Annotated in this window: 21 protein-coding genes and 3 pseudogenes; 11 read left to right on the top strand and 13 right to left on the bottom strand. The window is 40.7% G+C overall.

Features of this window, described 5'->3' with window-relative positions; all coding sequences use genetic code 11:
• Positions 1 to 1,395 precede the first annotated feature (1,395 nt).
• Entirely contained in the window at positions 1,396 to 1,695 is a 300-nt protein-coding gene (locus V1500_RS07420) for a spore coat protein (protein ID WP_409304936.1), read from the bottom strand.
• Positions 1,692 to 1,901 (bottom strand): hypothetical protein, encoded by a 210-nt coding sequence (locus V1500_RS07415; RefSeq protein ID WP_409304935.1) that lies wholly within the window; start codon positions 1,899 to 1,901, stop codon positions 1,692 to 1,694. Before V1500_RS07415 ends, V1500_RS07420 begins: the two co-directional genes overlap by 4 nt.
• Positions 1,902 to 2,406: 505 nt before the next feature.
• On the opposite strand from V1500_RS07415, the gene V1500_RS07410 reads away from it, so the two are divergent.
• The 5 genes from V1500_RS07410 to V1500_RS07390 all read left to right on the top strand — a co-directional run bounded on the left by V1500_RS07410 (position 2,407) and on the right by V1500_RS07390 (position 5,800).
• Positions 2,407 to 2,529, top strand: coding sequence for a hypothetical protein (locus V1500_RS07410; RefSeq protein WP_409304934.1), 123 nt, complete (start codon positions 2,407 to 2,409; stop codon positions 2,527 to 2,529).
• Between the two features lie 78 nt (positions 2,530 to 2,607).
• Positions 2,608 to 2,853 (top strand): spore coat protein, encoded by a 246-nt coding sequence (locus tag V1500_RS07405; protein ID WP_409304933.1) that lies wholly within the window; start codon positions 2,608 to 2,610, stop codon positions 2,851 to 2,853.
• Positions 2,843 to 3,211, top strand: coding sequence for a spore coat protein (locus V1500_RS07400; protein ID WP_409304932.1), 369 nt, complete (start codon positions 2,843 to 2,845; stop codon positions 3,209 to 3,211). Before V1500_RS07405 ends, V1500_RS07400 begins: the two co-directional genes overlap by 11 nt.
• 18 nt (positions 3,212 to 3,229) lie before the next feature.
• On the top strand, positions 3,230 to 4,366 hold the full coding sequence (locus V1500_RS07395; RefSeq protein WP_409304931.1) for a zinc-dependent alcohol dehydrogenase: 1,137 nt from the start codon (positions 3,230 to 3,232) through the stop codon (positions 4,364 to 4,366).
• 612 nt (positions 4,367 to 4,978) lie between these two features.
• Positions 4,979 to 5,800 (top strand): STAS domain-containing protein, encoded by an 822-nt coding sequence (locus tag V1500_RS07390; RefSeq protein WP_409304930.1) that lies wholly within the window; start codon positions 4,979 to 4,981, stop codon positions 5,798 to 5,800.
• A 553-nt stretch (positions 5,801 to 6,353) separates the two neighbouring features.
• Here V1500_RS07390 and V1500_RS07385 read toward each other — a convergent pair.
• Entirely contained in the window at positions 6,354 to 7,709 is a 1,356-nt protein-coding gene (locus V1500_RS07385; protein ID WP_409304929.1) for a TrkH family potassium uptake protein, read from the bottom strand.
• Positions 7,710 to 7,894: 185 nt separating this feature from the next.
• Positions 7,895 to 8,062: pseudogene (locus V1500_RS07380) on the bottom strand (amino acid permease); the annotation flags it as partial.
• A gap of 380 nt (positions 8,063 to 8,442) precedes the next feature.
• Between V1500_RS07380 and V1500_RS07375 the strand changes: the two are divergent.
• A complete protein-coding gene (locus tag V1500_RS07375) occupies positions 8,443 to 8,934 on the top strand; it encodes a hypothetical protein (RefSeq protein WP_409304928.1) in 492 nt (163 codons plus the stop codon).
• A gap of 680 nt (positions 8,935 to 9,614) precedes the next feature.
• On the opposite strand, the gene V1500_RS07370 is transcribed toward V1500_RS07375, so the two are convergent.
• The gene (locus V1500_RS07370; protein WP_409304927.1) at positions 9,615 to 10,484 is read right to left on the bottom strand and encodes a cation diffusion facilitator family transporter; all 870 of its coding nucleotides are present in this window, start codon (positions 10,482 to 10,484) and stop codon (positions 9,615 to 9,617) included.
• Between the two features lie 278 nt (positions 10,485 to 10,762).
• Here V1500_RS07370 and V1500_RS07365 point away from each other — a divergent pair, with 278 nt between their 5' ends.
• On the top strand, positions 10,763 to 11,161 hold the full coding sequence (locus V1500_RS07365; protein WP_409304926.1) for a DoxX family protein: 399 nt from the start codon (positions 10,763 to 10,765) through the stop codon (positions 11,159 to 11,161).
• Positions 11,162 to 11,221: 60 nt separating this feature from the next.
• Here V1500_RS07365 and V1500_RS07360 read toward each other — a convergent pair.
• The 5 genes and pseudogenes from V1500_RS07360 to V1500_RS07340 all read right to left on the bottom strand — a co-directional run.
• Positions 11,222 to 11,545 (bottom strand): annotated as a pseudogene (locus tag V1500_RS07360) (redoxin domain-containing protein); the annotation flags it as partial.
• Between the two features lie 15 nt (positions 11,546 to 11,560).
• On the bottom strand, positions 11,561 to 11,728 hold the full coding sequence (locus tag V1500_RS07355; RefSeq protein WP_409304925.1) for a hypothetical protein: 168 nt from the start codon (positions 11,726 to 11,728) through the stop codon (positions 11,561 to 11,563).
• Positions 11,729 to 12,216: 488 nt separating this feature from the next.
• Positions 12,217 to 13,404, bottom strand: coding sequence for a histidine kinase N-terminal domain-containing protein (locus tag V1500_RS07350; RefSeq protein ID WP_409304924.1), 1,188 nt, complete (start codon positions 13,402 to 13,404; stop codon positions 12,217 to 12,219).
• Between the two features lie 338 nt (positions 13,405 to 13,742).
• Positions 13,743 to 14,141, bottom strand: a pseudogene (locus V1500_RS07345) ((2Fe-2S)-binding protein).
• A gap of 63 nt (positions 14,142 to 14,204) precedes the next feature.
• Positions 14,205 to 15,023 (bottom strand): YitT family protein, encoded by an 819-nt coding sequence (locus V1500_RS07340; protein WP_409305941.1) that lies wholly within the window; start codon positions 15,021 to 15,023, stop codon positions 14,205 to 14,207.
• 691 nt (positions 15,024 to 15,714) lie between these two features.
• Here V1500_RS07340 and V1500_RS07335 point away from each other — a divergent pair.
• Positions 15,715 to 16,542, top strand: coding sequence for a mechanosensitive ion channel family protein (locus tag V1500_RS07335; protein WP_409304923.1), 828 nt, complete (start codon positions 15,715 to 15,717; stop codon positions 16,540 to 16,542).
• Between the two features lie 175 nt (positions 16,543 to 16,717).
• On the opposite strand, the gene V1500_RS07330 is transcribed toward V1500_RS07335, so the two are convergent.
• Together V1500_RS07330 and V1500_RS07325 are read right to left on the bottom strand one after the other, a co-directional pair.
• Positions 16,718 to 16,987 carry a hypothetical protein gene (locus V1500_RS07330; RefSeq protein WP_409304922.1) on the bottom strand — a complete coding sequence of 90 codons (270 nt, stop codon included), beginning with the start codon at positions 16,985 to 16,987 and terminating at the stop codon, positions 16,718 to 16,720.
• 1,341 nt (positions 16,988 to 18,328) lie between these two features.
• A complete protein-coding gene (locus V1500_RS07325; protein ID WP_409304921.1) occupies positions 18,329 to 18,475 on the bottom strand; it encodes a hypothetical protein in 147 nt (48 codons plus the stop codon).
• A 206-nt stretch (positions 18,476 to 18,681) separates the two neighbouring features.
• On the opposite strand from V1500_RS07325, the gene V1500_RS07320 reads away from it, so the two are divergent.
• From V1500_RS07320 to V1500_RS07310, 3 genes are all read left to right on the top strand, one after another.
• On the top strand, positions 18,682 to 19,260 hold the full coding sequence (locus V1500_RS07320; RefSeq protein WP_409304920.1) for a GNAT family N-acetyltransferase: 579 nt from the start codon (positions 18,682 to 18,684) through the stop codon (positions 19,258 to 19,260).
• Between the two features lie 149 nt (positions 19,261 to 19,409).
• Positions 19,410 to 20,111: a response regulator transcription factor gene (locus V1500_RS07315; RefSeq protein ID WP_409304919.1), complete on the top strand. Its 702-nt coding sequence runs from the start codon at positions 19,410 to 19,412 to the stop codon at positions 20,109 to 20,111.
• On the top strand, positions 20,108 to 21,517 hold the full coding sequence (locus tag V1500_RS07310; RefSeq protein WP_409304918.1) for a sensor histidine kinase: 1,410 nt from the start codon (positions 20,108 to 20,110) through the stop codon (positions 21,515 to 21,517). Before V1500_RS07315 ends, V1500_RS07310 begins: the two co-directional genes overlap by 4 nt.
• 268 nt (positions 21,518 to 21,785) lie before the next feature.
• Here V1500_RS07310 and V1500_RS07305 read toward each other — a convergent pair whose 3' ends face one another.
• The gene (locus V1500_RS07305; protein ID WP_409304917.1) at positions 21,786 to 22,187 is read right to left on the bottom strand and encodes a hypothetical protein; all 402 of its coding nucleotides are present in this window, start codon (positions 22,185 to 22,187) and stop codon (positions 21,786 to 21,788) included.
• Between the last annotated feature and the right edge of the window lie 52 nt (positions 22,188 to 22,239).

Below are 22,239 nucleotides of genomic sequence, written 5' to 3'. Positions count from 1 at the left end.
TGCAATAACGTTTGCATTGTATGAAACCAACCAATGCTTCTGGTTCCTGTCCAGTCTATTCCAAAATCCCGCAGTAGTTTGAACGCTGATAACGACAATCAGCCCGGCCATTTGCCTGTAAAAGACGTATTAAAGAAAATAGGGTTTTCTATTGATGTAATAAAACGCTGGCGGTTTTCTCAAGATCTGCAAGAAAAAAGAACTACAAATATGCAGTTCCCGGTTTTGTACCTAGGGGTAGCGTTATTATTCAACTCCCTCAGTATGATTCGATTTTTCCTCCATATGCTCGCTAATTTGCAGGATTTCAAACTCCTTGGTCTTAGGTTACCTTTTGTTTGAAGTAAGTTGGGCCAACTTGGCTACGTGAGGGCATGGTTAAATAAAGGAGTCGAGAAACCGCTCCATAATTCCATCACCTTTGAAAATAATGAAGGGGGATTTGCGACATTATTAAATTGGATATACAAGATTAAAAGAATACATAAACTTGCGGCTGCTATAGTCGGTATGGAACATACGGGCCATTACTGGATCAACCTCCCCAATTCGAGGGCCCCTATTTTTATCAAAGTTCAAAAATAACGAACTACAGGAATGCGAACCTGCCCTCTAGCACCATAAGAAAAAAGCTGCAAAAGAAGCTGCTATTGCCACCTCGAAAGTTAACCTATAAGACTGTATTGGAAAAACCTTTTATCTGGTCATAAAAAGTAAAAAATTTAGTTAGCTCATCTCCACCCATTGTATTTTCTTTTACTTCTTTTCCAGTAAAAGTTCGGGTTTCTTCTAATCGCTAGGAATAATACAGTTTTCTACGTTCCAGAAAAAGATAAGTTAAATCGTATTCGATTAGTTTTTTAAGGATGTGAGTTGTAGTAAACGGGTTTTTGGTACGTACCAAAAGGTTTTGGGGGAGTTATGTATACATCGTTTAAACACCTAGGCGTCATTCTCTTCGTGTTGGTGATTAATTCTATCAATTTCCCTGTTATCTAAAGTTACCTTATCAGGAGGAAGCCCTATCCCTCGGATATCTGAAGGACGCCGGGAAACTACATATCCCGGCCGCTTTACTGAAAAAAAACATTCCCTTAACGGAGCAAGAGTTTGAAAGGATTATATTACAACTGTGATTGGGGAAGGAATCACAAAAGGGCAGACTGGGTTTCCTGATTACTATTCCATTTGTGTTAGGTTTCATCATGGATTTTACGATACTTCTGGTTGTTTCGCTCTAAAAAGAGAACAGTGCCTTTTTTATTGAGGAATGATTCGGATCGTAGCTAATAGCTGTATGGCCCATACGAATGGAACCAATGAATCGGCAAAGCTTATGATCCAGTTTGAGCTGAGCAGCTTACACAGTACCTACGTACAATCTCATCCACATTTTTAAGGCTTCGGAATATTTAACGCTGTGTTTGTTGTTTGAGCATCCACTGCAAGCTGTTCATTAACATTCCGGGGATGATAATATCCGCTGTCTATCATGTAATCGCTTATGTTGCCGTGCAGATCAATGGCATCATTTAACTGCTGGTGAAGGGCTTCACGTACTTCTGGAGTCGCAGCCTCTGTAATGGCAAAAGCATAGTTTTTAATTCCTGACTTGGCAGAGATCAGCAAATCAGATGCGATCACCTGGTCTGTAATATCTCCCATGCCCATTAGGTTTTGGACGATTTGGTTCATTGTAATTGACCTCCGTTTGCAGAAAGTAAATTCTGAAGCTGTTGTACAGCCCGTTTTGATTGGGTAACGTCTTGTTCAAGAATGGCTTTTAAGGCAGGGTCCTGTGCGAGAGCACTCATGGAAGCAGACTTTGTTAAACAAGTATTTTTAAAAATCAGTAATTCATGCATCTCGAGAGTTTCATGAAGCCCTAAATTTCCTTGCATATTATCTCCTCCTTAATTAATTAATTACGTAGTTTATATTCTCTCCGCTGTTTTCCTTTTATACAAAAACCTCTATCCACTGTAAAGATCACGCTTTTAATAGTTCTATAAGAAAACGATTGATTTCAGAAAGGATAAACAAGCTGTCCATCTTCTCTTGAGCTTATTGGATATTTTGGAAAAAGGACTGGGCTTTGTATAGAAGACAAAGGAAAATGCATATACGGGTTCGGGATGAATATGTGAGTACACCGATTACATTCAGTAATGATATAAAGGTCCTATCAAAATATTTATCAATACTTAGGTGAAGCAAAGAATACTTTTTAATCCGTAAAGTTAGCGTTTCCGTCTATATATTATAATCGTGTAACACATTAAAAAAATGCCGAAACACGGGTCCACCGTTTTCTTCCACCTACTCCCTCTAATATTTTTTGAGGAAATATATACATTAATACAGAAAGTTACACTGACAGTCACTGGAAAGGAGCAGGATGAAAAGATGCCAAACGGAAAAGGGACACATGGCTATGCCAATGTAGAAAACTTTGACCCGAACAGGGAAGTAAAAGAAAGACCCAGTAAGAATGACCCTAAGAACAACACAGACTCAAAGAATAAATAAGAAAAATCTCCAGTGATCAAAATAGCCCCGTAACGTATTGAGAAAACAACTATAGCAGAAAATAGCTGTGTTATTTACATGGAGGTGAACCTATTGGATTCAAGTAATTTAGCAAATCACGAGACGCTTGAGCTGCATGAAATGATCAATTTTAAGACCACATGCGTGGTCAAGTCCAAAATGATGTCTGGGGTAGTCTTTGACCAGGATCTGAAAGCATTAATGGAAAAAGATGTGCAGCAATCCATGCAGGCATTGGAGTCATTGCAGAAGCTGTATAAAGTGCCAAACCCGGTGAATGAGGTGAATTATAATGATCAATGATTATATGGAAGTCGAAAATGCCGAGGGGATGCCCGAGCTGGCTGACGCTTCTTTAGCGATGGAATTCTTGTTAACGGTAAAAACAGGCGTGCGGAATGCAGCAAATGCATTGGCGGAAACGGCCACACCCGAACTGAGAGAGGCGTTCAGGTCTCAAATGGAAGCGGGCCTCGCCCTGCACGGGGAACTGTCCAGCTTCATGATAGAAAAAGGATGGCTGCATCCATACAACTTGCAGGATCAATACAAGATGGACCTTAAGTCTGTAAAGGGAGCCTTAATGATAGGCGGTATGAATCTGTTCCCTGGGGATACCTCCCGTCTTGGGATGATGGCACAAATAGACAGTGATGAATAATAGGGAGGATGAAAAGAAATGAAAGCTGTTACCTTTCAGGGCATTAAGGATGTCAGGGTAAAGGAAGTCCCGGATCCGAAGATTGAGAAAAAAGACGATATTATTGTGAAAATTACCACCTCAGCGATTTGCGGCTCCGATCTTCATTTAATACATGGAATGATTCCGAATTTTCCCGAGGATTATATCATCGGCCATGAGCCGATGGGGATTGTCGAAGAGGTCGGTCCGGATGTGACCAAATTAAAAAAGGGCGACCGTGTAATCATCCCGTTTAATGTGGCATGCGGAGAATGTTTCTACTGTAAGAATCATTTGGAGAGCCAATGCGATAATTCAAATGATAATGGTGAAATGGGAGGATTCTTCGGCTACTCGGACTTGACGGGCGGCTATCCTGGGGGGCAGGCTGAGTTTCTCAGGGTACCTTTTGCGAATTTTACCCCATTTAAGATCCCGGAAAACAGTGAAGTGGCAGATGAACAATTGGTGCTGCTTGCCGACGCCGCTTCGACGGCCTTTTGGTCAGTAGATAACGCAGGGGTAAAATCCGGTGACACGGTCGTGATCCTTGGCTGCGGCCCAGTGGGACTCCTTGCCCAGAAATGGGCCTGGTTCAAGGGGGCAAAAAGAGTCATCGCCGTGGATTACATCAACTATCGCCTGGAGCACGCCAAAAGGACGAACAAGGTTGAAATCGTCAACTTCGAACAGTATGAAAATACAGGAGAATACCTTAAGGAAATAACAGGGGGCGGAGCCGATGTTGTCATTGATGCCGTAGGAATGGACGGAAAAATGACACCGATGGAATACCTGGGTACCGGCCTGAAGCTTCAGGGCGGTACCATGAGTGCACTGGTCATCGCAAGCCAGGCGGTTAGAAAAGGCGGCACGATCCAGGTCACGGGTGTTTACGGGGGCCGTTATAATGCATTCCCTCTAGGAGACATCTTCCAGCGGAATGTGAATCTACGAACAGGACAAGCTCCTGTAATCCATTATATGCCTTTTATCTACGATCTTGTTTCCCAGGGGAAAGTCGATATCGGCGATGTGGTCACACATGTTCTGCCGCTTGATCAGGCAGAAAAAGGCTATGAATATTTTGATACCAGAACAGATAACTGCATTAAGGTGGTTCTGAAGCCATAAGGAGGAAAGTGGGAATCTTTTTCTCCAACTCCGGCTTAAACCGTACATTCATGAAAAAGGCCTTTAGTTCCGCTTAAATAAAAGAATATATGTCTTACTAACATAGCACTGGCCTAAAGGCGATTCATAAGTGTAAGAACAAGACAACATCCGGAAAGCCAACTAAGTGCTACCTAATATTTCACCTGGGGTTGAAATTATAGGCCCTCACATTTTTAAACAAAACGCCCTTCTATAATCGGAAGGGCATTGTCCTTCAAAAGTTATTAGGTTAGTCTAAAGAATCTAGCAATCATTCATTCCAATTTGCTTTTTCAACCTTTAGCACTACACTGTCCATTTTTTTGTATCTTCTAGGTTCTTAGTCCTCTATAATATTCCTCCGTAACCTTTTTATCATAAAAAACTCGTCCCCGCTCTATATTGATTGGAATTCCCGCTCTTCGACGATATTTCTGGGGTTTCTTTTTTCTTTTAATACCATTTTTAAAGAATGACAAGCCTCCTCCCACAATTAATAATATTTTACTATTTACTATCCAGATAGGTTTATAAAAAGGAAATACGGGTATAAGATAATGGGGTAATATATTTACTAAAAAGGGGTATAGAATGGATACATTTTTCCAAAATCGTGTAGTAATTGACTTCATCAGACAAAACAAACAGAGATTTGAAGATGCTTTATTACAGGAAGCAGCAAATGTCAGGGATAGAATAGAAGACATTCTTAAATTCGGGAATATTGACCTTGTCAATAATGCCCATAAGTTGGTAGGCTTTATTCTTCATGGTAAAAATGAAGAACTTAGACTATTTGCTAAACAGGAAGGTATAGCGTGGGCATCCCATGAACTAACCTTATCATTCAAGCTAGAGTGGGTTCAGGCAATACGTCGGACATTGTGGGCATTTATACAAGAATACAACGAAGAAGCAACTGAAATTTCACTCGAGGACTTTTTTTCCCTAGAAAAACAAATCAATAATGGCGTGGATGAATTTTTAAATGCCTTCTTTATTAATTTTAGTACATACAAGGATGCCTTGATCAAGTCCCAAAGAGAATTGGTTGAGAATCTCTCCGTACCTATCATCCCCATATCACAGACGATGTGTATCTTGCCGTTAATTGGAACGGTCGATACTTTCCGGACAAATGTGATGGAAGAAAAAGTCTTAGAGGAAATAGGGAAATTGCGTATCCAAACATTGATCATGGATTTATCAGGGATAGCAGAGATGGATAATGAAGTAATTGATCATTTATTAAAGATCATCGATGGCAGTGCAATGATGGGATGTAAGACCGTTATAACGGGGTTAAGGGCTGAGGTCGTTAGGCAAATGATTCATTCAGGTTTCAAGTTTGGTAAGGACACCGAAACATTAGGATCTTTACAACAAGCATTGAATCAATACATTAGTCAATAGGATGGTTAAATCCAACTAGGAGGAGAGTTGCTAAGGCAACTCTTTTTGTTTTGCTTGTTAAATGTCGAATCTTCTAAATTCCTTCTTCCACTATCCTTCCTCTTTCAGAAAAAAAGAGTCACCATGTGAGCGACTCCGAAATGATAAAAAAATACAATTGTAAGGTTGAGCTATGTTTTACATTAATGTCTATTTTTCAAAGCATCACTATCCAAGTTTTGTGGAGGTTGCTCCATCCGCCCTTTTCATCATAAACTCTAACCTGCCCCGTTACCACAATAAGGAAAAGCTGCAGAAAAGCAGCTTTTGATCTACCGATTATTATCAAGAATCCTGCTGTCCTTTGCTTACTATCGTAGCCCACCCAAACAACATCATTTTGTATGTGATGTTACTTTTTTGGTTCGCTGTCTTTTGATAAACCTGATTTTTTAATGCTTATGTTTTCTAAACCATAGAGAAAAACTGAGCTTCAAAAAATGCCGTTTAACAATCCGTACATACAGCTGCTGCATTATGTATATTCGGAAATGTTTTTCGCCTGATACGTCATCTATCCGATAATGATTCGTTCTTTGGGATAGTGATATGCATGTTTAATCGGTTTCCCACCCATAAAGAATAAGAAGGTAAACATACCTATTTTTCCTATAAACATCAGGATCATGATCACAACCTTACCAGCAATGCTTAAATCTCCTGTGATTCCAAGGGAAAGACCCACGGTACCGAATGCAGATGAAACTTCGAATAAAATCTCCATTAATGAAAACGATGGTTCTATAAGTGTAAGAATGATTACAGCCCCACCGCATAGAATTGCCGCCGTTGTAAACACGACAAATGCCTTGATGATATCCTCCTGATCAATTTCCCTTCGGAATACTTTTATAGTCCTATTGCCATTCGCAAAATAATAAATGGTGAGCATCATCACCGCAAACGTCGTGGTTCTAATGCCTCCTCCGGCACTGCTGGGAGACGCACCTATGAACATAAGGACGCTAATCACCAAAAGAGACACAGTCGAAAATTGCGTGATGTCATGTACTGCCATCCCGCCTGTTCGGGATGAAACCGAATAGAACAAGGAATGAAATAATGATTGGTACCAGGACTCATCTTTATAGGAGTGATTGTATTCAAGCATAAAAATAAAGATAGTTCCGATCACAATCAATAAGAAAAAAGTGATCGTAGTTATTTTTGTAAACAAACTAAATCGGAAAGGTTTCTTCCCTCTGTACCTGAACCACTCGCGTATCTCCATGAGCACCGGAAACCCCAGGGCACCGATGATGAAGAGTATCAAATTGAAAGACAACACAAAGTAGTCACCAGCAAAGGGGATCAATGATTTTCCAGTGATATCAAAACCCGCATTGGTCGCCGCACACACAGAGGCGAAGAATCCCTGCAAAAACGCCTCCTGCCATGTCGGAAAAAATTTCAGGAAATAGGTTCCCAATACAACAGCACCAAACAATTCAATAGCAGCAAAGAAAACAAGGACCAATCGTATGAGCCGCACAATTCCGGAAATACTGGGGCTGTTTTGTTCGGTCGTCATGAGAATTCGTTCCCGGAAGCCTATTTTCTTTCCTGAAATAAGCCAAAGTATGGTCCCGAAAGCCATGATTCCAATTCCGCCGAATTGCAGGATTATAGCAAATATGAACGTGCCTGGAACACTGAGCAGCTGGCTTATATCCAGAGTGGACAAACCTGTTACAGTGACGGCACTAATGGCAAGAAATACAGCATCCGTAAATGTCAGCTCTGCATTTTGCTTTTGAGTGACAGGAAGCAATAATAATATGGTCGATATTATGACAGCTATTGAGTAATACACAACAATGATTTGAGCTGGTGAAAATCGTCTTGTTAAATTCTCTATTATAATAGTCATTCCTTTCTAATCGATAGGTGTTCTCAGAAAATTATACATAATGCTGTACCACAATTAAAGTTAGATCTTATTAAACAACCTTTTCCAATGACAAGTCTCTTCGACTCGGTGTTGTTCAGCAAACGATACCTTAACTGTTCAAGAAAAGCCACCTTATCTGTGGCTCCTTTTTCAAAGGGCTATTTTTACAAATGATAAGGCACTGTGGTGACGACCACGTCTCTCCGATACAGTAAGAAGGCCTGGATCAGTAAACTTGATTGGTTGTGAATAATATTGTGCCATCCCTTTTTCGGAATGAATTGTGGGATGATGACCGTTAGCAGATAATTCCCTTCCTTTGCTTTATACTCCCTCCACGATAGGAATCGAGCACCAAAATGCTGCCCCACCTACTGTTACCAGAACGATCAAGATTTGTTCAGGTCCGTACGCCACTGCCGATAGGGCATCTGAAGACAGATGGCTAATGCTTTATCCTCATATCCATTCACAGAGAACATCATTTACACGGAAGAAGTTGATGAAAGACAATTTGGGCAACTGTTTCCTCCAATAGGGATGCCACCTGGTCAGACATTTGTTCAAGTGAACTCAATCACTGCATATAAGAATTCTATAACTTTATGGGCATTGACATAGTCATTGAGGTTTTACCTACATATTGTACACAAGATATCACTCTGATTTAGAAGATTATTGGTAGGCCGCTTGTCTTAAGGAGGTATGAGAAATGACAAATTTTTATTCTTTTCATGGGACCGTCACTATGATTAATGATTTTATCACAGGGCAAAATGGAGAAAAAGAAGGATGTTATAAATTAATAACTGTAGAAAACGGATTGGGAACAGTGGTAAATTTCGTGGTTTCACCCACCACTTACGTTGTAGACCATGTAATCGTGGCAGCCGGAGATCGAATAACTGGATATTATAATGGGGATGCACCTGTTCCTCTTATTTATCCTCCACAATATCAAGCACTTGTCATGGTAAAAGAAAGTTCTTACCAAAATGTAAAAGTTGATTATTTTAATAGTCAGTTAGAGAGTAAAGATGGACGGTTACGATTAAATATATCTTCATACACCCAAATTGTATTAACCAATGGGCAGCCCTTCTCAAGAAAACCTGCTAACCGAGATTTAATTGTTATCTATGGTCCATCTACGAAAAGTATTCCCGCTCAAACCACACCCTATAGAATCATAGTTCTATGTTAAAACATATATTAAATCCATTTCACTTCTTCAAGATAAAGCCACATTTTTCTCTGCAGCTTAGTTAGCGTTCAATCTTTTTAATTCCCGTTTTTGGACCATTCAGCTATCTTTTCTTTTACCTTTGAAAATCATAATAATTAACTGGTGACGCACCTAAAATATTATCGAAAAGAAACCAGTAAACATACCCACACAGGTTGGCAGTAGTTAAAACCAGTAAGGCTCCAACGAAGAGTGAAATCATGATACACCACTCGTTCGCATTAAAATTATTATCATAACGAATTATACTCATGTTTTTTTGAATTCCATGCCAAGAAACCATCAGGAGATCCACCATATTAAGACCGCAAATACCCCATACATTAGAGCGGAATGGAATTGACCACTTATGGAAAGTAATGAGGCATGCCCATAAATATATCCGGTCTTCCACGGATAAGAACAATACGATTATCGCCGATAACACCCATCTCCGTTTTCGCTTTTAAGTGCGAATTAAATACCATACGTATAAAGCCTCGGGAACACCGTAATATCCCCATAGCCTGCGATGCAGCAGCCCATGAACGATGCCTTCATGACGGCTTCCCAGATTTACAGCCCTTAAATTATGAAGCATTCCACAACTCTCTGTCCTCCCCAAAGCCATAGAATACACTTACCGTTCTCTCCTGGGGTTAATTTGGCTCCACATGGACGTGGACATCATATACTTCATGCTCATCCATTAGTTTCTTTTCCACGATGGAGGAGATATCATGGGCCTCTTTGATGCCTAGTGTAGAATTGACCAATATAACGACATCCACCACTGCATTATTCCCATAGCTCCTTGCCTTCACGCTCTTTATGCCTTTTACACCTTTTACTTCCATGATGGTGTCACTATATATGTCCATCTGCTCCACATCGAACCCATCCATTAAATGGTGTGATGCCTCACGAAAGATGTCCCATGCCGTTTTGCATATCAGCAGCCCCACAATGACAGCCGTCACTGGATCCAGCCAAGGAAGTCCCAGCTGAGACCCAAATATCCCAACTGCTGTGCCGATACTGACCCAGGCGTCTGACAAGTTGTCTTTTGCTGCTGCCATGACGGATTGGCTATTAATCTTTTTCGCAATCCTATGATTATATCGATACACCATATACATGATGACAGCACAGAAAATCGCTGTCCATGCAGATATAAGGTCCGGTGTACTTTCTGTCCCTTCCATAACCTTGGAACCCGCTTCATACAGCACCTGCAACCCGACGGCCGCCATGATGAAGGAAGCGACAAGGGAGGCTACCGTCTCTGCTTTCCAGTGTCCGTAAGGATGGTTCTTATCGGCTGGACGCCGGGATATTCTCAAACCAATCAATACGGCGATGGATGCCACAATGTCCGTTGAGTTATTCAAGCCATCCGCTTTCAAGGCTGCCGAGTCGCTTGTTATGCCAATAAATAATTTTAAGGCCGACAAGCAAATATAAGCAATGATGCTAATATAAGCTCCCCGTTCGCCGAGCTTTAGATCGTTGTATTTCTGTTCATCCATCGAATCACCCTTCTAAAATTGACTGTTTGATCATCATATCAATGTATCACTGGGTGGGTCTACAGCAACCTTTTTAGATATCAGAATAATATTAATAAGAAGGCAAAAGAGTTGCCTTCGTGCAACATATTGATAATTGTACGGTCAAGTGACTTTTCACTTACCTCTCTCTCCATAACAAGAAACTTTTTTGTATAAAAGATTGCAGGTTAGCGTTTTCCATTTGGGGAATGATAACCATTATACCCGCCAAATATTCTCAGCAGGAGGTTTATATATTGGAAGATATCGGTCTTTTACTTATCAGGATTATGATCGGCGTTGTATTCATATACTATGGTTCCCAAAAGTTGTTTGGCTGGTTTGGGGGACACGGAGTAAAGGGAACGGGCGGATGGTTTGAGTCGATCGGGGTCAAGCCGGGGCATGCCATCGCTGCGTTTAGCGGAATTGCCGAATTGATTGGAGGGCTGCTTTTTATTCTGGGCATATATTTACCCCTGGCTGCCTTACTGATTACCATTATCATGATTGGGTCAATCACAACGGTCCATGGTTCGAAGGGCTTTTCGAATACTGCAGGGGGCTATGAATATAATTTGTTCTTGATTGTCGTTTCCCTCGGAATGGCGCTAATTGGCCCTGGGGACTTTTCCGTTCTATCCTTGATGGACTGAATAGAAAACAGGCTCCCCTTTCGGGAAAGCCTGTTTTTTTTCCGGTATCTTGCCTTCAATTTATAGAGCTTTATACTCTTTTTTTATTTCTTTAACTGTCTTATCTAATTCTTCTCCCCACAAATCATTGGCGGTATGGAATACAATATTGCCTTTTTCATCCATCATCCCGTAGCCCCTGTATGCCTGTTCGCCGTTTTTCATCTCGAAAAGATCGATCAGCTTAAGCTCCGGATCCGAAATGAATGTTATGCTTTTCCCATATCTGTCTTTCAGTGCTTGATACAGTTGGACCTGCTCTTCTGGCTTGTCGCCACTTACGATGTACATATTGACATCCAGATCTTTTAGTTGATTCAAATTCTCATGAAACTGAACCAGTTGCTGCTGACAGTGGCTTCAGGTGTACGTAGTGATAAAAAAGAATAAGGACGGCTTGTCCGAAGGGAATGTCACTTCGTTTTTATCTTGATCCATCAGGGTAAGAGGATCGTCCAACTGTGCTTTCCCACATGCCGACAACATAAGGATTGCCAGCAGCAGCATAATCATTGATTTACTCTTCATGATATCTCCTTTCAAAATTCTGTCATCACACAAATGCCGACATATTTATTGTAGGAGGAAGTTGTTTTGAATTCAAGATAATGTTACTCATATAGAATGTGAGCCATGACTTATACATTTGCTGGTCCACTGTCCCCTTTTGTTTGGGTACATAAGCTCTCCCTTAAACAGAGTAACCTCGAAACCACTAATACACAAGCTTCCATACATTTCGGAAATATTGATGATTGCTTTAGCATCGTCTGTGTTTCTAATTGAAATAAGAACCGATCCTTCAGTACCAGTACAGACTCATGTTCATGCGGTTCCAAGCCTGTATAAGAAAGCACTCATTAGTATGGCTGCACGTAATGCCAAATCAAAGGCTACATATAGAGACTATTTGAATAAAGGTTATGGTGCTAGTTTCCATTTCAATCATCCTGCTCCGTTTGTTGATGATTAGAAAAACGTATAGTTTTTTGTTTATCCCCCCTTATTCCTTTTCTTTATCCGCGTGGAGCTTCGACCACATCCATACATTCTGTTGCATCGTTCATTGAAAAATGTAAATACTCGGCGAGCGGAAGATAGACAGAAAAAGTCGTCAGGTCAGGAGTGGATTGGCAATCAATCCGACCGCCTTGCTTTTCTATGATTTTCTTGCATACATACAATCCAATCCCAGTTCCAAGGTCCTTTGTGGTAAAGAAGGGTTCAAAAATCTTCCTAGTATGTTCTGGTTTGATGAGCGGACCGTTATTAGCGATGCTGATAACCAATTCCCTGCCGGTGGAATGGACCCTCACAAACAGATTGCGCGGCGATTCCTGTTCTTTTAACGCCTCTATCGAATTGACGAAGAGATTCAAAAGTACTTGCCGAAGTTCATCCTTATTCCCGGAAATCAGATAATCACCCTCGTATTCTGCTGAAACGTTAACATCCGTATCCACGATGCTCGGATAGGTAAGCTGCTGGATATCCTTGAACAGACTATTGATCGAAATACCCCTCTCATACACCGAATTCAATTCGGACTTTGACGTATGAAGGAACTGGGCGATTCGGAAATTTAATTGTTCCAGTTCATTTTCCATAATATCCAAGTACTTCAGGTCTGGGTGCTGTTCCTTTAAGAGCTTATTAAAACCGATAATGGACGTGAGCGGATTCCGGAACTCGTGGACGAAGCTTGAGGAAATTTGTCCGAGCACAGCAAGCTTGTCCTTATGATTTTCGCTGATGTACAGGCTTTTCTCCTGTAACTCCATCTCCTTGATATCCGTGAATCTGGATACGGCATGATAGCAGAAATTATCAAACTGCTTATTGATATGGGCAATGATATCCTTCAGGTCCCTTTCAGGCACATCGGATTCCAGGATATTGTTGATGATGATTGTCCTGCCCAGATTGACGTTATAGATAAAATTGCCGATATTTACACCGGCCTGAACCCGCTCGGCTGCCACTTTGAACGCAAGCTTTTTTAGACCTTCCGAAGAAAGGGTGCCTTTTAAGGTCTGAGTAATGAGTTGATACATCATCAGGCCATTCCCTTTGATTTGCTCTTTAAAAGGGTCCAGCTCATCTACGATGATCATCTGGTGCCAATCAGCCAAAAACCTATGTTCCCACTTCTGGAGGAACTGAACAAGTATTTTTCTTTGTTTATGAAGCAAGGGGGTTTCCATATGATTCTCCCGTCCTTTTCCTGTCTCTATACAATACATTTCTAGCATTCTACAAAATAATACAATATTTCCTATATTCTAACATTTTTACAACGGAGAGTGTTACTGATTCCTGGTGGTGAATCTAGCAAAAATAGTTCTTATCAGCCATTTTAGACATTTGATATTAGCTGTCCCTTTAGCAGAACAAAAAAAGCCGCTCCAGAAGCAGCTCCGTTCTTAATACTATAACACTCTATGAATCTATTGTTTTTTCCTTATACATCACCGAAGAAAGATGGTAGTACATCACTAAGAAGCGTTAGGCATTTCAACGCTTCCCCTTTCATATTAGCTCCTTAATCGTCTGGATCCCGATTTCTTACAAATAATGACTTCACAGCTTGTTCGATTTCTTGGTAGCCTGTACACCTGCAAATAGTAGATTCCAACCATACTTTTACGGTTTGGTCATCTGCGTCTGGATGCTGCAGAAGCAAGGCTTCGCAGTTCATGATGATTCTGGGGGTACAATAGCCGCATTGACATACAAAATGCTCAGGCGAAAGCATTCTGTATGGGTCTGTTTTTTAAGCCCTTGATTGTAATTTTTTCCTGCCTGCTCCTTCAAATGCCAGCATCAAGCAAGACTTCATCGGATTTGTATCTATCATTACAGTACATGCCCCGCAATCCCCATTCAAACAACCCGGCTTTGCTCCTGTCAGCCCAAGGCCTTCCCATTTCCCTTGCAGCATAGTGATCCCTTTCTACTTAGGATATTTGTTCAATAAAAAAACCAGCACTTTTGCTGGCTTTTCTTAGTGAATGTTTTTCTTTTTAAACCGTCCCCCGCGGACTTCCGATATGTCTCCAATCGCCAGGAATGCCGAAGGATCAATATCCTCGATAATGCCTGTTAGTTTTGATTCTTCCAGGCGGGTAATGACGCAAAAAATCACTTTTTTATCATTTCCCGTAAAGGCTCCCTCGCCGGCCAGGTAAGTCACCCCTCTGCCCAGCCGGTTGGTAATGGCGTTTCCTATTTCTGTTGCTTCGTCACTGATGATCCAGACAGATTTGGAACCTTCCATTCCTGCCACGACAATATCGATGGCTTTGGCTGCCACAACATAGGCAAGTATCGAATACATAGCCCGGTCCCATGAGTACACAAATCCTGCCGAACCCAGTATGAATACATTAATAAACATGATAATCTGACCGAGGGAAAGGGGGGTCTTTCGTGTTATCACGATGGAAAGCACTTCTGTACCGTCTAGGGCCCCACCGTTGCGAATCACGAGCCCTACGCCTACACCAATAAATATGCCGCCGAAAATTGTAGCGAGAAGGAGGTCTTCGGTGAATGGTGGTATGGGGTGAAAGAAGGTGGCAAAAATAGAAAGCATGATGATTCCATATATCGTGGAGAGGGCAAATGTTTTCCCGAACTGTTTGTAACCCAGATAGACGAAAGGTAAATTTAAAAGGAATAGGAAAATTCCAAGTTTCCATCCTGTGATATGGGACAGCATGATGGAAATACCGGTTACGCCACCATCGATAACATGATTGGGCACCAAAAAGATTTCCAGTCCTGTTGCCATGAATAATGCACCAATAGTAAGGAAGATCATTCTCCGGACCACTTGTAACGCTGATAATTTACGATGCTGCTTTTTGATTGGAACTACTACTTCAGACAAAAAATCACACCTTTATTGCTTATTCTCTATCTTAGTATACCTTAAGAAACCGATAAAAAGCATAACTGTGCCCAGGCCGGCTTCGTTCATTTACCAATACTCGTGAATAGTGACTATATTTTATGATCAAGAGTCGCAGGTTTGGCTCCTCAACTCCAGAGTCCTTGCTCAACTAGCCCGCCCCATTAGCAGAACAAGAAAAAAGAGCTGACAATTTAGCAGCTCCAGTTTAGGCACTCAAGCACTATTTATTATTTCTATAAATATATGCTGTTGGATTGCCGAACATATAGCATATATGTGTGCCTTTTTCTTCTTCCAATTCTTTTATGGCGGCTTACATTAACTCGTTCATCACTGCTCCCCTTAGCTTTACAAATTTACTTCATTAAAGGAATTTATCGAATTCAGTTCATCCTATTTAGAAATTGTTCTTAAACTTACCGCCCCTTTAGTCGAAAAAGAAAAGCTGCTTATTGGCTAATAATCATTCCTCAAGAAGCACGGATAAGGCTTCTTTTTTTTATTAAACCATGCTATCGTTAATGTTTGTTGAGAAAGGAGAGTTTTTTCTCCTTATCCGCATTCCTTTGATATAGCGTAAAAAAGTGGGGGGATTAGAATGGTTTTCTCTGTACTGTTCCAGCAGTTTCCAGTAAAAATTTTAACCGTGGCACTGCTCATTATATTCACGGTTTATTTAATCCGCAAATCCATCAAGCTTTTCTTTGACAAGACAAGCTTCTTGGATGAAAAGCGGGAAGAGACATTGATGCATTTCTCCAACCAGGTGACAAAGGTATTGGGACTGGTGTTCTTCTTTATTTATGTGCTTAGCCATTTCTTCGACCTGGCAAAGCTTGTCACTGGTTCTGTGGTGGTGGCAGGTGCGTTGGCATTAATCCTTCAGCATATCATCCGCGATTACATAATGGGGCTGACCTACTTATTTGAGCGCCAGATCCACCACGGAGATTATGTCATCATCAATGGAAACCGCGAGGGGAAAATCGAGGAAATCAGCATGCGTCACCTGAAGATCCGCCAATATGACGGATACCTTTATTCAGTCTCATATAGCAGCATCATAGAGCTTCAAAATGGGAACCGGGGAAGGCGCCGGGTGAACGAAAGCCTGGTGCTCCATTATAGGCAAAATCCGGACGATGCCTTCAAGGTAATGGAGGAAGTGGCACAAACATGTAACGAAACCTACAGTGAATTCCTCTTGAAGGATGAGAACGGCGTCCCAGTGGAGCGTTTCAAATTTAACGAAATCACCGAACTGAACGTGGATTTCAGAGGTCACCGATATTCATTATCGGGTCTTGTCAACGAAGCGCATTTCCTGGAAGCGGGCAAAAAGGTGAGGTATGAACTGGCGATGGCTGCATACAAGAATGACTTGATGATGGCAGAAAGCCTCCACACAAGTCAAAAAACATCATAAATAAGCAGATTACATGCCTAGAGGGTTCCGTTTTTAAGTACAATTCTAAAAAAACGAACAATTGACAATCTTTTTGGAGTCGTAATTATCATATAAAGTAGCAAACCTCGCCACATTATTGGCGAGGTTTCCTTATTTTGAATCCGAACCTTATTTAACGGGTTTATCATCAATGTTAATAAGGGTAGGGGTGATGGTGGTGATACGGGTAGTGATGATGATAGTAAGGATAGTGATAATGGTGGTACGGATAATGGTGATGAGGGTAGTAAGGGTAGTGTTGGTGCGGATAGCCTGGAGCCCCAAAGCCAAGTCCTGGTCCAAAACCAAAACCTGATCCTGGTCCACCTAAGCCAAGTCCTGGTGAAAAACCAAAGCCCGACCCTGGACCACCTAAACCAATCCCTCGATCTGTCGGAATATGGGCATTATCATTAGGAAACATTTTCATCCTCCTCTTTTTTATTTTACATTAAAGCATATGCGTTTTTGGGTAATGTTCTTGGGTATTTGTCTTTAATTCTAGAATTTAGAGGGCATTTGCCCCATCCAACAAATAAAATGGACTTTTCATTCACAATAAAACCCATCTTCTTATTCCTAAACGCACCGTTCATAAAAAAAGCTCGCCTTAATTAAAACTCAAATCTTTCTCTAAAGCCCCCAACAAAAGTGTAGAAATCCTTCCTGGAACACCCACCGTTTGTTCAATAACCAATGATTATTCCTCTTCAATTAATTCCTTTAACCAAGTTTCGTACCATTCAAATGGAAGCTTAACTTCTTTTAAATCCAGCCTTTGTAATTCTTCTAATCAATAGGTGTTAACCAAAAAAAAAACCACTGTCATTCTATATCACGAGCTATTAAAAGAGCTTTCCCAACCCTTAAACAAAAGCTTCTTCCTTCATATTTGAAAACTTAGGCGGGCTATTAGGCATAAACCCATTCCAAGATTTGACCCCAAGCATAAACTGGTTATCAGTCTAATTTCAATAGGAGTGAACCTCGAATTTTGGAATATACACGACAATTGCCACTCTATGCCCAGAATACCCGGGGGCTTCAAAATTGTATTTATCGATTCACCTATTTGTGGCTTAGAAACGGAGACAATTTCTGGTTTTTTTTAACGCCTGTCGGGGAATCAAGAATTTATGGTTATAGATTTTTCGGAGGAAGATGGAATCAATATTCGGTTGCTGTAAGAGATATTGTTAACTTCTATTGTTCTCCTCCGGCTCCAACTCTATATTAAAACACCACGCCGGACCTTCGTCATCGTATCGTTCAGCCTTACTTAGAAGGGCTTTCATTATCAGAAATTGTTTTATTTGGAATTTCCAGATTCGCCACTTACGAGTCTTATCCCATCAGTATAGGAACATTAATCATTTTCGGCTAGCGTTCTTTATACTGTAGATTAAAATTCACAACGAACACAAGTGAATTCTGAGGCTTCCTTAAACTGTACCTTTACGTGTGCAAAGAAAAAGAATGACGAAGCGGTCATTATTTTCTTATGCCCCGTTAGCATAATAAGAAATTCAGGAAACTATGCATAAATTCCTTCCTGATTCATCGGACCCATTAACTTAGTTTTTAGTTTCATTTAAAAAGAACAAGAACCAAAAGGTCCTTGTTAAAGACCGTTAAGGGTGAATGAATGTGTCCCGCACATAACCAAGATAGATGGCGAATTGAGCTTCCAATAGACCGGGAGCGAGCTGCGATAACACAAGGCCATCTTAATAATGGGCTTCCGAAATGTAATTCCTTTTCTTCACTATTCTCTGTACATGTATCCTGTTAACGCAACAGGTCCGCCAAATCCAATCGTGCCCAACTTCAAGAAATATAAAATCATTTTCCAGAGAGTGTAGACTGCTGCTTGAGGACGGACATCAGGTGCCAGTTTCAAAGGATTTTCCATCGCCTCTCCCCCTTTGGTAATTTGGTTACGTTTTTTGGGGGTTATTTCACTGATGAAGACTTAAGTGGCATCATAATTCCATAACTTCATAATTTCTTCAAATTTTATTCTTACCATTAGAGCAAGAACAGCGAACAGATCAAGACCATCACTGAAATTGTAAGTAGATATCATTTACAAATTCTATTAGGTGAAGGGGATGAATCATGTTTAGTTTCACTGGTGGAAAATGCAGGCTCAGGCCATTTAAGAAAGAGGATAAAGAGTTAACCCTAAACTGGCGAAATGAGCCAGAAATAATCGAAAACATCATGGGTTATCGATTTCCAGTCACAGAAGTTATGGAGGAAAAATGGTATGAAAGCATTTTGGATGACCAATCACGGACCAGGGTATTATTTGCGATTGAGGATTTAAAAGATGATGCGTTGGTCGGCTATATCCATCTCAATCAAATTGATTGGATTTCAAAGACCGCATATTTCGGGATTACAATAGGAGAAAAATCACGTCGCGGGAAAGGCATTGGCACTGATGCGATGGATATCCTGTTTAGGTATGCCTTCGAATACCTGAATGTAAGGAAGATTTATTTAGAGGTGGCGGAATATAATCATGCTGCTAAAATCACTTATGAAAAATACGGATTCAACATGGAAGGGATTTTGAAAGAGCATTTTTTCTTAAGAAACCAATACCATGATGTGATTGTTATGTCTCTCTTCAGCTCAGATTTTTACACTAAATTTAATGATACAACCTCAGAAATTACAGCCATAAAATAGAGGGTCCATCTGGAGATGGACTTTTTTCATGTACCCCTTTTATTCTCTGACTCAAGAACAGCTGTACAAGCGTGAAAAAGTATGATTCTCTCCATATAGTCAGAAAATTAGATATAATTAAGTAAATTAGGAGCCAAGGAGCCGGATGCATGAGAAAAAATGTACTTGTGATAGATGATGAATGGAATATGAGGAATCTATTAAAGATTTACCTGAGCAGTGAGTATACCATCTATGAAGCAAGTGATGCGAAGGAAGCCTTTGAGGTTTTGAGCATTGAGGACATACAAGCTATCATATTGGATATTATGCTGCCAAAGAAGGACGGTTGGGAAATCTGTAGGGAAATTCGGCTCCGCAGTCAAATCCCTATCCTAATGTTGACAGCCTTGGATGAGCTCAAGGATAAAGTCTATGGATTGGATATAGGGGCCGATGATTACATGGTGAAACCATTCGAACCGGCGGAACTGACTGCGAGGATGAAAGCCCTGCTTAGGAGGGTTAATGCATCAGACCCCAGCCACGAAAAGGTGTTGAATTTCAAGCATGGCCTTCTAAAAATTGAAATGGAGGCTCGTGAAGTCACAGTAAAAGGCCATAAAATAGATCTAACGCCAAAGGAATTCAAATTACTTTCCTTATTAGCCACCAGTCCTAAACGGGTTTTTACACGGGACCTATTACTGGACATGGTATGGGGAATCAATGATGTGTTGGATGACCGGACGGTTGACACCCATGTAAAGAATATACGAATTAAAGTAAAGAAAATCTGTCCATCCTATAATCCAATCAAGACGGTGTGGGGAGTCGGGTATAAATTCAATGAACTGGATGAAGGCAGATGATCAAAAAAAGTATTGTGTTAAAACTTAGCAGCACCATCATGATTCTGTTTTTGATTGTGCTGCTGCCTCTCTTCTTTACCATCAGCCACCTGTTTTCCGCGTTTTACTTGAACCAAACCCAGCATCAAATTGATAAGTTAGCGTCACAATATGCCGGTATGCTCGCAAAAATGTCGGAAGAAGATTCGCTTCAGTCCTTTAGGCAATTGGCGAGTTTAACCCATACAGAATTTTTAATGGTCAATAGCCGTGGAACCCTTGTGTTCAGCACGGAACAAAGGGCGTTTCCGGAAGGCACACGATTAGATAAGATATTGACAAATCCTGTATTCAGTTATAATAATATCCGGACGGAATACCGCAATCCAAATACGAGCGTAACCTATTTAATATCTGGCGAGCCCTTCATGCACAAAGATGAATTGGCAGGGGGCATTTATGCGATTGCCAATGTGGGTCATATTAAAAATTCCCTCTATAATATGGAAATGCTGTTGTTGATTTCCGTTCTGGTTTCCTTGATGGTCGCCTTAGTGTTCACCTACTTCGCCTCCAAAAAACTGTCAGCCCCTTTACTTCATATGGAAAGAGTGACGAGGGAAATTGCAAAAGGGAAATTATCACGAAGGGTAACGGTGTCTTCCCATGATGAACTGGGTACGCTAGGTACAGCAATCAATGACTTGGGTCGGGAATTGGAAACGCACCGTAACAACCAGAAGGAGTTTTTTGCTAATATATCTCACGAACTTCGCACCCCCATTTCCTACATTAAAGGGTATGCCCAGGTTTTAAATGATGGGCTGTATGGCAATGAAGAAGAAAAGAGATTGTATTTATCCATCTTGCAGGATGAGTCGCAGCGACTGACAACGTTAATGAATGACTTATTTGAACTTTCCAAGATTGAGGAAGGACGGATTGAACTTACATATGAATGGGTAAACATTGGAGAGATCCTGGAAGACTGTATACAGAAGAGCTCGCTAAAGGCAAAGGAAAAAGGCGTCACCATCTATCAAGAGCTGGAACCGAATATGCCTTTACAGTTTACGGACGGTCTGCGTATCGAGCAAATCATTTTAAACTTGGTGGAAAATGCGATCATGTATAACAAAATGAATGGCAGTATCACGATCAGATGCTGGATGGAGCAGCAGCAATTGTGCATGGAAGTGCAGGATGCTGGTGTGGGTATCCCTACAGAAGACCTGGAATACATCTTTGAACGGTTTTACAGGGTAGATAAATCCCGTTCCAGAAGTTTTGGAGGAACAGGGCTCGGTCTATCCATTGTAAAGAAATTAGTGAAGCTGCTGAATGGCGATATACAGGTGTGGAGTAAGCTGAATAAGGGCACTGTATTCTCCATTAGATTCCTATTCCAAACGAAACAGGAATCGTGAACAAGCTCTATCAATTTCCGATGGTGATGTCGTAAAAAACATATGCAAAAAACCAAAGAAAATTCAGCTCCGCTTATTCGGAGCTTTTTTATTGCAAAATCTGGGCAAGCAACAAAATGCGTGAGATTATCCATTTGATGAAGAGACAAAAACAACATGAATATTGTCAATCCTTGTTCAACTAACCTGCTTCGTTTGTTCAATAAGGAATTCACCAAAAAAAGCGATAATCCTTGCTGGATCAACGCACAAGTTGCTTCAATAACAACTAATATTTGACGAAGGTGGTCACACTTCGCTTTGATGCAATAGTGCGTCTGGAAAGCTCTTCTTTCCATTTCTTTGAATCAAATTGATATTCACCGTACTGGTCTTTGTAAGTTTTTTTTAAGAGATTGATCGTTCTCGCCTCTTCTGGATTATTATGCGATAAGGAATAACCTTGTCGTCCTTCTTCAAATATATATAATTCTACAACGTCCCCTATATCCATAATTGAATCCAAAAATGTTATAAATTCAATGTCTTCTCCTCCAAGTTCATACACATAAGGAAGGGTAAACGGCAAACTTTCCTTATATGCTTCACCATTTAAAAATGGATAATTATTTTCACTTGAGTGATATTCAGGAATAGGTTTTAATGTAGCGATAAAATGATGAGCTGTCATTGAAAAATCCCTTTCATAAATCGCATTATTTTTACATAAAGCAATCCATCAC

The organism is Peribacillus sedimenti (assembly GCF_046237635.1).
Taxonomy (GTDB): Bacteria; Bacillota; Bacilli; order Bacillales; family DSM-1321; genus Peribacillus; species Peribacillus sedimenti.
Note: the sequence above shows the minus strand (reverse complement) of the source record. Positions and strands in the feature narration are given on the sequence as shown.

Excerpts from the sequence above, each read along its gene's own strand:
- V1500_RS07420 (WP_409304936.1), bottom strand. The coding sequence starts at position 1,695 with ATGAACCAAATCGTCCAAAACCTAATGGGCATGGGAGATATTACAGAC.
- V1500_RS07415 (WP_409304935.1), bottom strand. The coding sequence starts at position 1,901 with ATGCAAGGAAATTTAGGGCTTCATGAAACTCTCGAGATGCATGAATTA.
- V1500_RS07410 (WP_409304934.1), top strand. The coding sequence starts at position 2,407 with ATGCCAAACGGAAAAGGGACACATGGCTATGCCAATGTAGAAAACTTT.
- V1500_RS07405 (WP_409304933.1), top strand. The coding sequence starts at position 2,608 with ATGGAGGTGAACCTATTGGATTCAAGTAATTTAGCAAATCACGAGACG.
- V1500_RS07400 (WP_409304932.1), top strand. The coding sequence starts at position 2,843 with ATGATCAATGATTATATGGAAGTCGAAAATGCCGAGGGGATGCCCGAG.
- V1500_RS07395 (WP_409304931.1), top strand. The coding sequence starts at position 3,230 with ATGAAAGCTGTTACCTTTCAGGGCATTAAGGATGTCAGGGTAAAGGAA.
- V1500_RS07390 (WP_409304930.1), top strand. The coding sequence starts at position 4,979 with ATGGATACATTTTTCCAAAATCGTGTAGTAATTGACTTCATCAGACAA.
- V1500_RS07385 (WP_409304929.1), bottom strand. The coding sequence starts at position 7,709 with ATGACTATTATAATAGAGAATTTAACAAGACGATTTTCACCAGCTCAA.
- V1500_RS07375 (WP_409304928.1), top strand. The coding sequence starts at position 8,443 with ATGACAAATTTTTATTCTTTTCATGGGACCGTCACTATGATTAATGAT.
- V1500_RS07370 (WP_409304927.1), bottom strand. The coding sequence starts at position 10,484 with ATGGATGAACAGAAATACAACGATCTAAAGCTCGGCGAACGGGGAGCT.
- V1500_RS07355 (WP_409304925.1), bottom strand. The coding sequence starts at position 11,728 with ATGAAGAGTAAATCAATGATTATGCTGCTGCTGGCAATCCTTATGTTG.
- V1500_RS07350 (WP_409304924.1), bottom strand. The coding sequence starts at position 13,404 with ATGGAAACCCCCTTGCTTCATAAACAAAGAAAAATACTTGTTCAGTTC.
- V1500_RS07340 (WP_409305941.1), bottom strand. The coding sequence starts at position 15,023 with ATGATCTTCCTTACTATTGGTGCATTATTCATGGCAACAGGACTGGAA.
- V1500_RS07335 (WP_409304923.1), top strand. The coding sequence starts at position 15,715 with ATGGTTTTCTCTGTACTGTTCCAGCAGTTTCCAGTAAAAATTTTAACC.
- V1500_RS07330 (WP_409304922.1), bottom strand. The coding sequence starts at position 16,987 with ATGTTTCCTAATGATAATGCCCATATTCCGACAGATCGAGGGATTGGT.
- V1500_RS07325 (WP_409304921.1), bottom strand. The coding sequence starts at position 18,475 with ATGGAAAATCCTTTGAAACTGGCACCTGATGTCCGTCCTCAAGCAGCA.
- V1500_RS07320 (WP_409304920.1), top strand. The coding sequence starts at position 18,682 with ATGTTTAGTTTCACTGGTGGAAAATGCAGGCTCAGGCCATTTAAGAAA.
- V1500_RS07315 (WP_409304919.1), top strand. The coding sequence starts at position 19,410 with ATGAGAAAAAATGTACTTGTGATAGATGATGAATGGAATATGAGGAAT.
- V1500_RS07310 (WP_409304918.1), top strand. The coding sequence starts at position 20,108 with ATGATCAAAAAAAGTATTGTGTTAAAACTTAGCAGCACCATCATGATT.
- V1500_RS07305 (WP_409304917.1), bottom strand. The coding sequence starts at position 22,187 with ATGACAGCTCATCATTTTATCGCTACATTAAAACCTATTCCTGAATAT.